The sequence below is a fragment of the Oceanobacillus piezotolerans genome, from assembly GCF_003665065.1.
In the GTDB taxonomy this organism is placed as follows: domain Bacteria; phylum Bacillota; class Bacilli; order Bacillales; family Amphibacillaceae; genus Oceanobacillus; species Oceanobacillus piezotolerans.
The window spans coordinates 68,365-81,595 of the sequence record NZ_RCHR01000005.1; the positions used below are offsets into that span (position 1 = coordinate 68,365).

General features: G+C 36.4%; 15 protein-coding genes. 4 read left to right on the forward strand and 11 right to left on the reverse strand.

The window, feature by feature from the left end; genetic code table 11:
- Nucleotides 1-23 precede the first annotated feature (23 nt).
- Nucleotides 24-209 (reverse strand): H-type small acid-soluble spore protein, encoded by a 186-nt coding sequence (locus tag D8M04_RS14260; RefSeq protein ID WP_121524084.1) that lies wholly within the window; start codon nt 207-209, stop codon nt 24-26.
- A 149-nt stretch (nt 210-358) separates the two neighbouring features.
- On the reverse strand, nt 359-538 hold the full coding sequence (locus tag D8M04_RS14265; protein ID WP_121524085.1) for an H-type small acid-soluble spore protein: 180 nt from the start codon (nt 536-538) through the stop codon (nt 359-361).
- A gap of 269 nt (nt 539-807) precedes the next feature.
- Between D8M04_RS14265 and D8M04_RS14270 the strand changes: the two genes are divergently transcribed.
- Nucleotides 808-1,335: a D-glycero-alpha-D-manno-heptose-1,7-bisphosphate 7-phosphatase gene (locus tag D8M04_RS14270; protein WP_121524086.1), complete on the forward strand. Its 528-nt coding sequence runs from the start codon at nt 808-810 to the stop codon at nt 1,333-1,335.
- A 46-nt stretch (nt 1,336-1,381) separates the two neighbouring features.
- Here D8M04_RS14270 and D8M04_RS14275 read toward each other — a convergent pair whose 3' ends face one another.
- The 7 genes from D8M04_RS14275 to D8M04_RS14305 are packed head-to-tail and all read right to left on the reverse strand — an operon-like array spanning nt 1,382 to nt 7,180.
- Nucleotides 1,382-1,759, reverse strand: coding sequence for a Na+/H+ antiporter subunit G (locus D8M04_RS14275; protein ID WP_121524087.1), 378 nt, complete (start codon nt 1,757-1,759; stop codon nt 1,382-1,384).
- Nucleotides 1,737-2,021: a Na(+)/H(+) antiporter subunit F1 gene (locus D8M04_RS14280; protein WP_121524088.1), complete on the reverse strand. Its 285-nt coding sequence runs from the start codon at nt 2,019-2,021 to the stop codon at nt 1,737-1,739. The genes D8M04_RS14275 and D8M04_RS14280 overlap by 23 nt, the downstream gene beginning before the upstream one ends.
- Nucleotides 2,021-2,503 (reverse strand): Na+/H+ antiporter subunit E, encoded by a 483-nt coding sequence (locus D8M04_RS14285; RefSeq protein WP_121524089.1) that lies wholly within the window; start codon nt 2,501-2,503, stop codon nt 2,021-2,023. The genes D8M04_RS14280 and D8M04_RS14285 overlap by 1 nt, the downstream gene beginning before the upstream one ends.
- A gap of 40 nt (nt 2,504-2,543) precedes the next feature.
- Nucleotides 2,544-4,025 carry a Na+/H+ antiporter subunit D gene (locus D8M04_RS14290; RefSeq protein WP_121524090.1) on the reverse strand — a complete coding sequence of 494 codons (1,482 nt, stop codon included), beginning with the start codon at nt 4,023-4,025 and terminating at the stop codon, nt 2,544-2,546.
- Nucleotides 4,018-4,359 carry a Na(+)/H(+) antiporter subunit C gene (locus D8M04_RS14295; protein WP_121524091.1) on the reverse strand — a complete coding sequence of 114 codons (342 nt, stop codon included), beginning with the start codon at nt 4,357-4,359 and terminating at the stop codon, nt 4,018-4,020. The genes D8M04_RS14290 and D8M04_RS14295 overlap by 8 nt, the downstream gene beginning before the upstream one ends.
- Before the next feature lie 3 nt (nt 4,360-4,362).
- Entirely contained in the window at nt 4,363-4,785 is a 423-nt protein-coding gene (locus tag D8M04_RS14300; RefSeq protein WP_121524092.1) for a Na(+)/H(+) antiporter subunit B, read from the reverse strand.
- Complete coding sequence (locus D8M04_RS14305) at nt 4,772-7,180, reverse strand: Na+/H+ antiporter subunit A (RefSeq protein ID WP_121524093.1); 2,409 nt, start codon at nt 7,178-7,180, stop codon at nt 4,772-4,774. Before D8M04_RS14305 ends, D8M04_RS14300 begins: the two co-directional genes overlap by 14 nt.
- Before the next feature lie 562 nt (nt 7,181-7,742).
- Here D8M04_RS14305 and D8M04_RS14310 point away from each other — a divergent pair.
- Nucleotides 7,743-8,420: a universal stress protein gene (locus tag D8M04_RS14310; protein WP_121524094.1), complete on the forward strand. Its 678-nt coding sequence runs from the start codon at nt 7,743-7,745 to the stop codon at nt 8,418-8,420.
- Between the two features lie 51 nt (nt 8,421-8,471).
- Here the strand turns inward: D8M04_RS14310 and ltaS are convergent, their stop codons facing one another.
- On the reverse strand, nt 8,472-10,394 hold the full coding sequence (ltaS, locus tag D8M04_RS14315; RefSeq protein WP_121524310.1) for a lipoteichoic acid synthase: 1,923 nt from the start codon (nt 10,392-10,394) through the stop codon (nt 8,472-8,474).
- Nucleotides 10,395-10,584: 190 nt separating this feature from the next.
- A complete protein-coding gene (locus D8M04_RS14320; protein ID WP_121524095.1) occupies nt 10,585-11,382 on the reverse strand; it encodes an N-acetylmuramoyl-L-alanine amidase in 798 nt (265 codons plus the stop codon).
- 560 nt (nt 11,383-11,942) lie between these two features.
- Between D8M04_RS14320 and D8M04_RS14325 the strand changes: the two genes are divergently transcribed.
- Nucleotides 11,943-12,992: an FUSC family protein gene (locus D8M04_RS14325; RefSeq protein WP_121524096.1), complete on the forward strand. Its 1,050-nt coding sequence runs from the start codon at nt 11,943-11,945 to the stop codon at nt 12,990-12,992.
- Between the two features lie 94 nt (nt 12,993-13,086).
- The gene (locus tag D8M04_RS20225; protein ID WP_187695457.1) at nt 13,087-13,224 is read left to right on the forward strand and encodes a hypothetical protein; all 138 of its coding nucleotides are present in this window, start codon (nt 13,087-13,089) and stop codon (nt 13,222-13,224) included.
- Nucleotides 13,225-13,231: the final 7 nt, after the last annotated feature.

The following is a 13,231-nucleotide window of genomic DNA, read 5'->3' on the forward strand; positions in this document are numbered from 1 at the left end:
GACGGAGATACTACCCGTCTTTTTTATGGATTAAAGTCATGCAGGCTGGAAATTTCGACGTTAAAGGAACTGTTTAGATTATCAAGGGGGAAGACACAAGCCACTTCACTCTGTTCATCAAGTTTATTTATGTATACAGGCTTCCCTTTGTACTGTACAGGGATGAAATCTTGGGATTGAATTATCTCTTTTGCCCTTTCCTTTTCCACTTCATATGACACCCCTTTTTAGTTTCCATTATTATTAACCCATTTTTCCCAGTTCAAAATAAAATCATTCATCATTAAATTGAAAACGCAGCTTCGGCTATTTAGCCGATCTGCGTTTTTCAATTTAAACTGCAAATAGATTTTATAGGCTACTGTTCGATTAGTTGACTAAGATTAACATCAAATTCTTCTTGAGGATCATCTAGAGGGTATATTCTTGCCTTATCCGTGTTTTCATCTACATGTTGAATATAAATTTGCTTGCCGTTATAAGTTACACGAATTAATTCAGGTGATTCTACTATTTCTAATGCACGCTGCTTGTCCATTTAAGTAACCTCCTTAAGAATTAATGTATTTAGATCATAACTGGCTGTGAAAGCTCTCCATGGGAGCTTTGAAAAGCATTTCCTTTTTATTATTTGTTTTGTCCATTTTTTAATGCAAAGAAAAGGGGATCCCCTCATCAGCTTCTCCCAATCGGATTGCTTTATCCTTTCATAATCATTTTCAACGCGATCTATCATGAACAACATTATAGAGGATTATTATTTTTGTGAATGGGAAAAAATGAATATTAAAACTAGGAGAAAATAACATGAGTATAGCAATTTTTTTAGATCGAGATGGGGTTATTAATGAGGTCCTAAGTGAACGGGTACGATTTGTAAATAAGCCAAAGGATTTCCACTTATTAGAAGGGGCAGGGGAAGCAATTAAGCTATTAAATCAGGCTGGATACCTTGTATTTGTCGTTACGAATCAAGGTGGAGTAGGACTTGGTTATATGAAGGAGTCTATGTTAGTTGACGTACACAAAAAGATGGAAAAAGATTTAGCCCATTATGGTGCAATGGTTAACGATATTGCCTATTGTCCTCATAAGCCGTATGAGGGGTGTATTTGTAGAAAGCCAAATCCTGGTATGATTTTGCAGCTGGCTGAACAACACCAAATAGATCTAGATAAAAGTTATATGGTTGGAGACCGGGAGCCAGACATTGAGGCAGGGAAAAAGGCTGGTGTAAAGACTGTCCTTGTAGGAGTTAGCAAAGAAAGGGCAAATGCAGATTTATACTTTCCTGATTTACTCCAATTTGCAAAATGGCTAACAAAAGGACATTAAGTAAAAGTTCTTTTCGTAAATAACAAAAGGCAAGTAAGCATAAGCTTTACTCGCCTTTTCCTTCTATTTGCTCTTTTTCATGAATAGCATCACTTAATTGGTCCTCTACCGTAGATTCCGTCATTTTCACTTTACTGCGGTACGCCGCACGTGTTATTAAATGCCCTGAAACAGGAGATGTTAAAAACACAAATAGGATTCCTAAAATAAACCTTACACTAAAATAAGATTCCACCGCCCAGAAATAAATAAATACACCGGATAAAGTTAATAAAACGGCTAGAGTAGATGACTTTGTAGCTGCATGAGACCTAGTATAGACATCAGGAAATCGAATAATACCAGTGGCACTTATTACAGCCAAAATGGCACCGATTAAGATAAGGAAGACACTAATCCATTCAATCATCTCGCTTACGTTCAATGATACCTCCCCTTTCAATGTATTTTGAAAAGGCGATGGTACTGATGAATGCAATGATTCCTATAATAAGAATGACATCCAAAAAGAAAGTAGTACCTATAATAATGGATATGATTGCCATTGAAGAAATCAAATTAACACCAATCATATCTAAAGCAATAACTCGGTCTGGTAAACTTGGCCCGAACACAATTCGAAACAAAGCAATGGCAATTGCTATACCAAATAATGTAAGTGCAAAATAAAGTATAGTTTGAATCATTATCTGGTCACCTCCATGATTGCTCGTTCATATTTGCCTAGTGATTTAATCAGTTTTTCCCTTGATTCCGTTACATCGATGGCATGTATATAAAATGCATCTCCTTCAGGGGTTACTTCCACAACAACCGATCCTGGAGTTAATATTAAGAGAAGGGCGAGAAGTGGAACTTCCCATTCACCTCTCACGTTAATTTCATATCTAATTATTCCGGGTGTAACTTCAATCTTTGGACTTAAGATCAACTTCAAGACCTGAATGCTCGATTGACATAATTCAGAAATAAAAAGGGAAATTAATTTGATAATCGATACAACCCGCGTTAAGTAAAAACGCTCTCCGAAAAAACGGTGCAAGACATATAATATACCGATACCGACTAAAAATCCTGTAACGAATGTTGTAATATAAAATTGATCCTCATCCTGGAACAATACCCACAAGAATGCAATAAAAATATTGACGAGAAATTGGGCTGGCATCTTTCGCACCTCCTTGCAAATTACTTATATTTGCATATGTTTAGTCTTTATACATGACAGCATCAATATAAACTTCAGGGTTCAATAACGTGTACGCAGCGTTCTCGACATATGGGGAAAGATATTCTGCCCCTAAGCCTAGTCCAATGGTTAAGCCAGTTAGGATTAAACAAGGAATTAGCCGTCCTTTATTGAGAGGTACTTCGTCTTCTGAGCTAATCATTGTTTCACCCCAGAAACAATGAAGCAGGATACGAAGCACGGAGTAGAGAACAAAAATGCTAGAGATAAGGGCTAATGCTAGAAGAACATAAGATCCTGCTTCTATTGCCCCCAGACTTACTAATAGCTTTCCAATAAACCCACTTAATGGCGGAACTCCTGCTAGAGAGAAAACGACGATAAAGAATAGCCACCCCAGAACTGGATAGTTTTGAATTAAACCACTCATTTCATCTAGTTTTGAGGTACTTGTTAAAGCAATCACTGTACCTACTAATAGGAAAAGGAGCGTCTTTACAATCATATCGTGAATAAGATAATAGATGGATCCTTCTATCGCCTCTGGTGTTCCAACAGCTAAACCTACTAGAATAAATCCAACTGCAATAACAACGTTATATGTTGCGATTAAGCGGATATCCTTATATGCAACGGCTCCTATACTACCGGTTATTAACGTAACAGCAGCCATTACCCCAATTATAGTATGTGTAATCGAAGGTTCATGGTAGAAGAATAGGGTAAATACACGGATCATTGCATAAATACCAACCTTTGTTAATAATCCACCGAATAAGGCAGCAACGGCTACAGGTGGAACAATATAGGAACGTGGCAGCCAAAAGTAAAGTAATAACCCAGATTTTAAGGCAAATACCGTTAAAAAGACCATACTAATGACGGTTAACAACGGGGTTTGTCCAGTTTCAGCAATGCGCTCAGAGATATGAGCCATATTCAGTGTACCTATTGAGCCATAAAGATAGGCAATGGCCACTAAGAAGAACCATGAAGAAAGGACATTAATTACGATATATTTTATAGATTCTCTTAATTGAACCTTTTTACCACCTAGTACAATTAAAATATAGGATGCTAACAACATAATCTCGAAACATACATAAAGATTAAATAAGTCCCCAGTTAAAAATGAACCATTAACACCCGCAACTAAAAAGTTAACAAATGAATAAAAGAACATTTTTTCATATGATTCGCCTATAGAAGAAAAAGCATACAGTAGACAAACTGCTGCAACAATACTAGTAGTAATAACGAGTAAAATGGAAAAGGAATCTGCCACAAAAAGGATTCCAAATGGTGGTTCCCATCCACCAAAGTCTAATCGCAAAATTCCTTCTGTTTGTATGACCTGTAACAAATATAATCCAATTCCAGCATTCACCAGCATGATGATGAAGCTGGTCCATCTTTGTACCTGAATATGATTTCGGAAAAAGATAAGCAGGATACCAGCTAGTACTGGGAGAGCCATAGGCATAACAAGCAAATTATTCATCCTTATACCCTCTCCAATCATAAAAATTATCTAATCCTGTTGCGCGGTAAGTTCGGTACGCAACGACAAGCAAGATTGCTGTTACTGCGAAACTTATAACAATAGATGTTAAAATAAGTGCTTGTGGAAGCGCATCTACAAAAGAACCTGTTTCATCTGTTAGAACAGGGATCCTTCCGTTTTTTAAGCCACTTCCCATAGTCATAATCAGTAAATGGGCAGCATGTGAAAGAATTGCCGACCCTAATATAACTTTCTGTACATTGCTTGATAAAATAAAATACGTGGCAACTGTTACCAATACACCTGTTAGGATGGTGATTAACGTTTCCATAGATTACACATCCTCGACAATACTTAGAATAATTGTTACTACAACCCCTACAACAACAAGGGCAACTCCAGTTTCAAAAATAGTAACTGTGGTTAACTCCGTTGTTCCAAAAAATGGAAGGTCAAAATAACCGAATGCTTGTGTTAGGAAGTTCTCTCCAAAAAGGAGAGAGCCAAATCCAGTCCCAACGGAAATAAAGGCACCAAGTGCTGCAACTCTTTTGAAATCAAATGGGATCGCCTTTCTTATCGCTTCAATATCAAAAGCGATAAATAGTAATACAAAGGCCGATGCTAATACTAGACCGCCAATAAATCCTCCACCAGGTTTATGGTGGCCAGAAAGAAAGAGGTATACAGATAATGTCAAGATAATAAAGACTACAAGCTTTACAACAGCATGTAGAATAACATTATTTGTCTTCAATATGCGCATCCCCCTTTCTATCCTTTAAATTAATAATGGCATAGATTCCAATACCCGCAATTAGAAGGACGACAACTTCAAGCATCGTGTCAAAAGCACGGAAATCTCCCAGAATGGCATTTACGATATTTTTGCCTCCAGCCAGTTCATAGGAATTCTCATAGTAACTAGAGATTGAATCAAACAGTTTCCCATTTTGTACTGCTAAGGCTGTAATCGTGAAAATCGTACCTACTGCTATCGAAATAGCCATCTGCAAGCCTTTAGAACGTCTATGTTCCTTTTCTTTCTTCCAGTCCGGCAAGAAATAATAAGCAGCCAGAAATAGCACAGTAGTTACCGTTTCGACTACCGTTTGCGTTAATGCCAAATCAGGAGCCCTAAATATAACGAAGAAGATGGCCACGCCATATCCAAGGAAGCTGTTTACTAAAATAGCAGTTAATCGAGACTTTGAGAAAAGAATAGATATAGCTGCAATCATCATAGAAATGGCAATAATCCATTCAAAAGCACTAATTGGATTATTTTGCTTGATATCAATGATATAAGAACCGGAAGAAATCAGTAATCCACCTACAGCCAAGATAAAGAATAGGTAAATGTAGGTCATATAATCCTGCAGATATGCAGTCATGTATGAATTTGTAATTGCTTTAGAACGTTTCTCCGTTTGTTCCAAAATGTTGCTATAGAGTTGATTGAAAGACCATTTTTCCGGAAAAAGCTGATACACTTTTTTCCAATATGGAAGCGTCAAATATAATACAATACCAGCAACAACGACACCTATGGTCATAAATAGTTCTGTATTAAACCCATGCCATTGTGATATGTGAACTCCAAGGTCTGCCTGTCCAGCAATAGTAGGAAAGACACTAGCCATAGCAGGAGTGATTAAATGCTCACCTAATACATTTGGGAAGAAAAAGATAAGAACAACAAGAACCGCAAGAATACTTGGTGAGAACAGCATTCCATAAGGTGCTTCATGTGCAGGATGTTCTAGCTTTTCTTCCTTGTATTCTCCAAAGAAAGTTTTCACAACGAACAACAAACAATATACGAAAGTCAGTACGCTGGCAATCCAAGCAATATATGGAATTACATTTACCCATGTTTGCCAAGTTGCATCAAACTCTAAAATCCTTAACACCGAAGTGAAAAACATTTCTTTACTTAAGAATCCATTAAATGGTGGAAGTCCAGCCATGGAAAAGCTGCCTATCGTAGCAATGGTAAATGTGATTGGCATAAGTGATGCTAATCCACCAAGTCTTCTAATATCGCGCGTTCCTAATTCATGGTCGATAATCCCCACTACCATGAAGAGGGCGCCCTTAAAAGTAGAGTGATTAATTAAATGAAAGACTGCAGCAAAGGCAGCTTGCGTATAGAATACAGATTGGCTGGAAGCCCCATTCTGCAATGCAGCGGAACCAAGTCCAAACATACTCATAATCATACCGAGCTGGCTAATGGTGGAGTATGCTAATAATGCCTTTAGATCAGTTTGACGTATCGCATTGAAGGATCCCCAAAATAAGGTAATTAATCCAATGCTTGTTACTGTATAGAGCCATAGAGCCTCCCCACCGAAAACGGGAGTGAACCTGGCAACGAGGAAAATACCTGCTTTAACCATTGTTGCAGAATGCAGGTATGCACTTACTGGAGTTGGAGCTTCCATTGCACTTGGCAGCCAAATGTGGAATGGAAATTGTGCTGATTTTGTAAACGCTCCAAGCAAGATTAGAAACATGGCAGGAACAAACAATGCATGTTCACTGCTAACTGATACAGTATGTATCACTTCTCGAATACTCATTGTTCCTGTAATAGCATATAGCATTAAAAAACCGGCCAGTATGCCAAAACCACCACTAACTGTGATGAGGAGTGACTTTTGAGCCCCTTCTCTAGACCTTTTACGATGATACCAAAAGGCGATTAGAAGGAAAGAAGATACACTTGTTAATTCCCAAAAAACATACATAACCATCATATTATCCGAGAAGACAACTCCAAGCATTGCACCCATAAACAGTAAAAGGTAAGCGTAAAAATGCTTTAAATTCTCGTTAGAAGATAAATAATAGATAGAGTAGATGGTAACAAGTGCCCCAATACCAGTTATTAACAGGGCAAAGATTAAGCTTAATCCGTCTAAATACGTAGTAAAATTAATATCAAAGGAAGGAATCCATTTAATGGTATGGACAAACGTTTCCCCACTTGATACGCTAGGTATATAGCTAAGTAAATAGACAAACAATGCTGCTGGAACGAGAAACACAAACCACCCTATGTGGATGCGAAGCGTTCTTTTACGAAACAAAGGAACTAATGCAGCAGCTAAAAAGGGAATCATAATTGCAAGATTTACTGTGAACAAATAAAGTCCTCCATTTCATACTTTTATTGTCCTTACTCTAATCTTAACCAGAACCAACTTCTACCAATATACATACAATTTAATAGTGATATTAAAGGGATGAATGATATCCTCAGATTTGGTTTGAGGATGAAAATGAATTACATCATTCGATGGGATAAAATGGTGGATTGGTTGTATGAAACACCAATCATTTAAGAAAGGCAGCCCGTAATTGCATTATTTATATAGACAGTAACTATTTTAATAAGATAGAAGGGATGAAAAAAGGCAAATAATCAGTAAAAGGACTCTAAAATTTTATACAAGATAATTATACATGAATTAAAAGTCCAATGCATCTCATAAACCCATTACTTTATATATTATATTGAAATTAGTTGCAAATTATCCTATTCTATAGGAGATTGTTACTAAGCACTCATTTTTATCGCAGAAAACCCCACTATTTGAAGGTTCTCTTTATATAGAGTGAATATGGTTCACTAAATTTAGATAACATGATAAAATAATACAGCTTATAGGAAATGATTAGGCTTGATATCAAAGAGGTGAGAACGGAATGAGGAAAGTAAAAAGTCGAATGGATGAGAGTATTCTGGTTTGTGTTTACTATGGTCCAAATGGTGCTCGCCTGATTCGACGTGGTCATAAACTTGCAAAGATCATGAACTGCCCTTTGTATGTGTTAACGGTTGATGAAAAACCATTAGATGACTTTGATGCTGATAAATCTGGTTATATCGAAGAATGGAAAGAATTATGTGAAGAATTAGGGGCAGACGAGTTTATTATTCGTGATAACGAGAACCGTCCGTCCGTAAAAGCAATTAAAGAAGTAGCACATAATTTAAACATTACTCAGATTGTAATCGGTCAAAGTCCGCAAAACAGATGGGAAGAGATCACAAGAGGTTCTTTTGTTAATGTATTGCTTCGAGAAATGACATTTATAGATATTCATATTGTCTCTATTGATCGCACACTAAAGGGAGAAGATGACACGTTATATGAAAAAGGCGTGCGAGGCTTTCTGAGACAAGAAGAAGAAAAGTATCGCCTCTCCTTTACACGGTCTAAGGACAATTTATATGAAGGAATTTTCTATAAGGAAATTGGTACAGACTTTAATAATGGGATTTTTAAATTTGTCAATAAAAAAGGAAAGACATGTCAAGTCCATGTTACAGACGATGTTGTAACTGGAAAAATGAAAGAACCACCAAACGTCAATAGATAATGGAGATAACAAAAAAAGCTACCTCACTATTATGTAAGGTAGCTTTTTCATTTACTCTTTGTCAGGACTTAATTCTTGTCCCTTTACATAGCGGTATTGAGATACATCAACTGGTTTCCAATCTTCAGTTGGCTGGTGGAAGCGTAATAGATCTCCATTCAGCACTTTATCTGAGAGTTCCAGTTCATGGAGTACAAGTTCTTTCATCTCCAGCATCTCATCTGTAGGCTCTTCAATTACTTCTTTTGTTTGATTATCATAGTAAATGTCATTTATAGAGCTGTATTCTGGTGTTATAAAGTCACCATTACGGAAAGGTACGTACTCCTTATGGTCCTTTGAAAACATATCTGATCCGAATAAAATATAGTCCTTTGCATCAATGCCAAGAATGTGAAGCATGGTAGGTACAACATCAACCATTCCGCTATATTCATGATTAATTCCTTGGCCATCTACACCTGGAATTCGTATCATAAACGGTACACGCTGCAGCTCAGCATTTTTCAGTGGTGTAATTTCCTCGCCGATAATTTCAGACATTGCCTGATTATGATTATCAGAAATGCCATAGTGATCTCCGTAAATCATAATAATGGAATCCTCATATAATCCTGATTCTTTGAGGTCATTAAAGAATTGCTCTAATGATTCATCCAAATATCGAGCTGTCTGGAAATAACGGTCAACCGATTTATCTCCTGTTTCAGCTGGAGCAATTGTCGCATCTTCTTCATCGATCAAGTATGGATGGTGATGCGTTAATGTCATCATATGCGCGTAAAATGGCTGCTCCATGTTTTTTAGATAAGGCATTGATTCTTCAAAGAATGGCTTATCTTTTAATCCATAATTAATAACTTGGTCTTCGCTCATATCGTAATAATCTTCATGGTAGAACTCATCTATTCCAAAGCTCTTGTAAATTTCATCACGGTTCCAGAAGGACTTTCCATCTCCATGGAAGATAGCGCTAGTATAACCTTGGGCTTGCCCAATAATATAAGGAAAGGCCTGATAGGTATTATTCCCTTTGGTTACAAAGGCGGACCCTTGTGGCAATCCATATAAGGAATTATCCATAATTAATTCTGCATCGGCTGTTTTTCCTTGCTCAGTCTGGTGGAAGAAATTATCAAAATACGTAAAATCCATAGATTCATCATTAACCAATGAATTTAAGAATGGCGTAACTTCTTCACCATGTAACTCATAGTCAATTAAGAAGGATTGGAAGGATTCCAAATGGATTTTAATGATGTTTTTTCCAGCACCTGCACCAAACAGCTCAGGATTTGGTTCTGCATATTTAGAATTCGTATAGTTTTCTACAACAGTAATGTCGTCGCTATCGGCGAAAACTCGTTCGGTTGAAGATTTTGTACTTTGAATTGTATCGTAGACAATAAAATTATATAATCCAAGATACTTCACTAAATAATTTCTATCAAACGTACGTTCAAGAAGCTGTGGACGGTCAGATTCTGCCAATCCAAGGTTTACAGCAAATACTAGAATACCTGCAACAATAATCCCAGCTGGTTTCCATTTCTTCGTACGCTCTTGTGACCAATGGCTTTTGGTCTTATTATAAAGAAGGATAAGAATAATAAAATCAATGGTGTATAAAAGGTCATGAGGGGACATTAGGTTAATAATGCTTCCACCTAAACTGCCAAAGTTATCAGTTTGCATTAAAGTTGCTAATGTAATGAAGTCACTATTGAAACGATAGAAAACAACATTTGCATAAAGAATAAAGCTAGATAACCCATAAATGACCATCATCCAAATTCCAGCACTTTTTCCTTTAGCAAATAGTGCTATACCTAACAGGATAAGACCTGAACTTAGTGGATTTAAGAATAATAGGAATTCCTGGATTTTATTACTTACACCTAAATCAAATTCAACGACATATATTAAATACGTTTTTATCCAGAATAGAAATAGAGCGATCGCGAAGAACCCCATCTTCGTGGATATTATTTTCTTCACTTTCTTCACCTCTGTAAATTTAATGTAAATTTTTTGTATAGTACAAGGTAGTATTATAGACTATAAAAATAGGTGTAGTCAAAGTTAATATCTGGTTTCTTAATAAAAAAAATAGCTTTCTAAGAAAAAAACCCTATCAGAATAACTGATAGGGGCGTCTCTTAAACTATTCAACTATAATAAAAGCGTCGACACCTGTATTGAGTACTTCTTGTAATCGTTGTTCTGCATTTTCCCTTGTGTTAAAAGCGCCTGCTTGTACGCGATACCAGATCCGACCAGAAATAGTTGTTGTAATGACAAAGGCATCTATTCCTCTAGATTGAAGGAAAACTGCACGTTCATCAGCGTTGGTTTTGTCTGTAAAAGAACCTGCAATAACTTTATATAATGTTCCTGGTGGATTACTAGTTTGCTTCGGCTGCAAGTTAAATGCTCTTGAAATTCCATTTACATGACCTTGAGCGACATTTTGTCTCCAAGTGGATAGTTTCATCAAGGCAGCATCTTGTGAGTTATCAATAAATCCATTCTCAGTTAAGACGGCTGGCATGGTTGTTTCACGTAAAACATGGAGATTTGCCTTTTTCTTTCCTCGGTTTGTTAATTGATTCACCTTGGCGATTTCCTCATGTAAAATATCTCTGTATCTAGCTGTTTGTGTCGCATCACTTAATGCGTCATGTATAAAGTCTTCATAACCTCTCGCTGTTCCGTTAAAGGCATTGCAGTGGATAGATACATAATAATCTGCTCCCCAGTTATTTGCCTCATTTGTCCGTTGTTGCAAGTCTTTTGTGCTGTCAGTTGTTCGGCTCATCATGACGCTGACATTTTCATAGTTTGTCACTAGCAGGGAACGAATTCTAAGAGCGATATCTAAGTTGACATCTTTTTCTCTTAACCCATTTCCTAGTGCACCTGGATCTGTTCCTCCGTGTCCCGGATCTAAATAAAGTTTCATACGTATACATCCTCCTAAGTTTTTTTAGTAATAACTTGTCCTTCCGCTCTAATCACAACATTTTGATTATCTATTGCTCCATAACTCCCCACTCCTTCCTCTGTTCACTTCTATAATCGAAATGGACATTAGGTAAGGGGGCATTTAAATATGAAATCAGAATATAGATATAGAAGGAGGTTACTACTAGAGTTCTAGAATAGGAGGGAAATATAGCACTAATCGTAGAGGTGAAATACAATTTCTTCTAACACCTGTAAAATCTGGATAATTGGAACGTTAGTTTGACTTGCTGGACATCCCAACATACAATTCTTAATGTGTACTACTTCTCACAGAAGATACCCTGAAATGGACAGGCCATAGAATCTTTATTTCCTCGATCAGTCCATTATTAGGAATGGAAGATGCTGTATAAGTAGATGATTATATAAAAGTAACTAAAGATAAATATAAACTGCTATAATTAGTGACTATAAGAAGCCTTGTTATAAAGAGAGTAACCATTCCTAAAAGGAAGGGATACTTATTAATATTAGATGTATATCAGAGGTGTAAACATGGAATTCAATATTGGTCCTAGAATGGTAAAAACAGGACTTGCAGCTGCTGTAACATTAATTATTACTGGCATGCTGAATCTAGAACTTGAAATTGTTGCAGCAATTGCGTCTGTTCTGGCAATGCAACCGTCTATTATGCGCTCTTTTGAGTACATTAAAGAAGTCGTGATTTCAAATTTAATTGGCCTTGTTTTTTCTATTTTGGGGACTTTTTTACTTGGAAACCACCCATTATCTGTAGGGGCGGTAGTCATCATTTCCATAGCGATTAACATAAAGCTGGGATTAACTAAGACAGTTAGTTTAACAGTATTAACTATCATTACTCTTATGCTTTCCAGCGATGCCGGCCTTGATTTAGTGTATATTTACGAACGGCTCTCTCTAGTTGCTATCGGTGTCCTTTCAGCGTTTCTAGTAAATATTGCGGTGTTTCCCCCAAATCATCAAAAGATACTTTATGGCATGATTAAAGAGGCGGAGGAAAAGATTAACTTCCTTATGCGCGTTTTACCTAGTAAAGCCATGAGTGTACCAAAGATAAAGGAAGAAGACAGGGAAATTGAAAAGCTTATCACAAAATCAAAAGATTACTATGAAATTATCTCAGATGAACGCACAAGATTATTTATTCGAAATAAGCTTAACTTTTTAAGAAATATTATAATATACAAGCATATGATTCGAGTTATACAGAAGCAATATACGTTGGTTATCCAATTAGAAAAAAATATAGAAGCTATTGAAAAGATATCAAGTGACCATCCTTACTTAATCAAGGAATTGGTTGCGGAAATAAACAGTTACAGTGAAAATGTGTTTTTAATGTATGAAGACAAGATTATACTGGATACCGATTTGCAAAAGGAAGCAAAAACAGCGATGCGTCTCACCATTAATAATTTAATTGACGAGCTTCAAGGATCTGACTTTACAAGATGGAGTTATGTCTTTCCTGTTGCAAACGGCATTATTGAATTGTTCAATGAACTGGAAAAGTTAGAGAAGCTAGTGAGGTTTAAGCAGTTAAAAGATACAAAACGTTAAAACAGCTGATTTTGAAAATCAGCTGTTTTTTTGTATAAAAAGGGAGCCTTTTCAAATGCTATTATAGGAACATTTTGTATTAGGAGGATTTGAAATGACAAACAAGGAACAGAAAAACAATCAATTTAAGGAAAATAAAAACAATGGAGAAACTAGAAATGGGAGAAAGAGTCCATTTAAGAATAGTAATCCACATGGCGGAGAGACTCCGAATGAATATTTAGATAAGTAAAAAGCTG

What these genes read in the sequence shown, in the direction of transcription:
- D8M04_RS20225 (WP_187695457.1), top strand. Translation starts at nt 13,087, where the DNA reads ATGACAAACAAGGAACAGAAAAACAATCAATTTAAGGAAAATAAAAAC.
- D8M04_RS14310 (WP_121524094.1), top strand. Translation starts at nt 7,743, where the DNA reads ATGAGGAAAGTAAAAAGTCGAATGGATGAGAGTATTCTGGTTTGTGTT.
- D8M04_RS14265 (WP_121524085.1), bottom strand. Translation starts at nt 538, where the DNA reads ATGGACAAGCAGCGTGCATTAGAAATAGTAGAATCACCTGAATTAATT.
- D8M04_RS14285 (WP_121524089.1), bottom strand. Translation starts at nt 2,503, where the DNA reads ATGCCAGCCCAATTTCTCGTCAATATTTTTATTGCATTCTTGTGGGTA.
- D8M04_RS14325 (WP_121524096.1), top strand. Translation starts at nt 11,943, where the DNA reads ATGGAATTCAATATTGGTCCTAGAATGGTAAAAACAGGACTTGCAGCT.
- D8M04_RS14320 (WP_121524095.1), bottom strand. Translation starts at nt 11,382, where the DNA reads ATGAAACTTTATTTAGATCCGGGACACGGAGGAACAGATCCAGGTGCA.
- D8M04_RS14280 (WP_121524088.1), bottom strand. Translation starts at nt 2,021, where the DNA reads ATGATTCAAACTATACTTTATTTTGCACTTACATTATTTGGTATAGCA.
- ltaS (WP_121524310.1), bottom strand. Translation starts at nt 10,394, where the DNA reads ATGGGGTTCTTCGCGATCGCTCTATTTCTATTCTGGATAAAAACGTAT.
- D8M04_RS14270 (WP_121524086.1), top strand. Translation starts at nt 808, where the DNA reads ATGAGTATAGCAATTTTTTTAGATCGAGATGGGGTTATTAATGAGGTC.
- D8M04_RS14290 (WP_121524090.1), bottom strand. Translation starts at nt 4,025, where the DNA reads ATGAATAATTTGCTTGTTATGCCTATGGCTCTCCCAGTACTAGCTGGT.
- D8M04_RS14295 (WP_121524091.1), bottom strand. Translation starts at nt 4,359, where the DNA reads ATGGAAACGTTAATCACCATCCTAACAGGTGTATTGGTAACAGTTGCC.